Origin of the sequence: Flagellimonas aequoris (assembly GCF_003584165.1) — a bacterium.
Taxonomy (GTDB): Bacteria; Bacteroidota; Bacteroidia; order Flavobacteriales; family Flavobacteriaceae; genus Flagellimonas; species Flagellimonas aequoris.
The window spans coordinates 1-1045 of the sequence record NZ_QXFJ01000002.1 but is presented as its reverse complement, the minus strand read 5'-3'; the positions used below and the strand labels follow the sequence as shown (position 1 = coordinate 1045).

Annotated in this window: 1 protein-coding gene; it reads left to right on the top strand. The window is 67.1% G+C overall.

Annotated features, from left to right (window positions below; all coding sequences use genetic code 11):
- Positions 1-134 precede the first annotated feature (134 nt).
- Positions 135-941 (top strand): rolling circle replication-associated protein, encoded by an 807-nt coding sequence (locus D2U88_RS00010; RefSeq protein WP_220473465.1) that lies wholly within the window; start codon positions 135-137, stop codon positions 939-941.
- Positions 942-1045: the final 104 nt, after the last annotated feature.

Genomic DNA, 1045 nt, shown 5'->3' with positions numbered 1-1045 from the left:
AGCAAAAAAGAACCCCGCAGCGCGCCAACGCTCGGGGTCATGACCAGCACGGGATAGGACCGATGCCAGTAGTGACAGTGTACCGCCACGGCGGTAAGGGCGGTGTAGCGCCCGGACGGAATGACCATACCCGGATGAAGCGCGGCGACGTCGAGGGGTGGAGCTTAGGGGCCACGCGCCGGAACACGCAGTTCCTGATGAGCGTGCGCGAGACCGAGCTAACAGGGGCAGGCGTCGCCCTCACTCTCACGCTTCGAGACTGTCCCGCATCGGCCCAGGACTGGACGAAGCTGCGGAAGCGGTGGATTGAGCGCCAGCGGCGTGCCGGTATGGTCCGGCTCCACTGGATCACGGAGTGGCAGCGTCGAGGCGTGCCGCACCTGCACGTCGCCCTGTGGTGGCCCGACAAGTACCGCCTAAGCGATCCCGTGAACGACTGGGTGGAGCTGGCAGGGGAGCTTTACGGGGCAGGGCACCGGGGACAGCACGCCAAGGTGATCGACGGCCCGATCGGCTGGTTTCAGTACCTGTCGAAGCACGCCGCCCGCGGGGTGAAGCACTACCAGCGCAACAACGAGAACATCCCCGAGGCGTGGCTCCGCAAGACCGGCCGCGTCTGGGGTCACTCCGGCGATTGGCCCCTCGATGCGCCCCGGAAGTTCGGCCTACAGGGCGCCCAGGGCGATGCAGGCTGGTACTGGATGCGGCGCATGGTCCGGGGATGGCGGCTGGCCGATGCACGGGCAGCAGGGGACCGCAGGCGCATCCTCTACGCGCGTGGGAGCTTCCGGTCGCCGGAACCCGAGCTGTCGAAGCTGCGGGGCTATCAGGACTGGATGCCGGCCGAGCCGGTGCAGCTGCGGATGCTGGCCAACCTCGCTGATCGGGGCTGCACGATCGTTGACCTGGACACCGGCGAAGTGCTCTTCGGCGGGTCGTAATTTCCAGCTGCCGCGTTCCCTATCCTGCACTGGGGAAAAGGGGGTGTAGGGGCACAGCCCCTACGGTGACGCTCTGGCTGTCGTGTCGGTCGATGTACCTGGCT

Excerpts from the sequence above, each read along its gene's own strand:
- D2U88_RS00010 (WP_220473465.1), top strand. The coding sequence starts at position 135 with ATGAAGCGCGGCGACGTCGAGGGGTGGAGCTTAGGGGCCACGCGCCGG.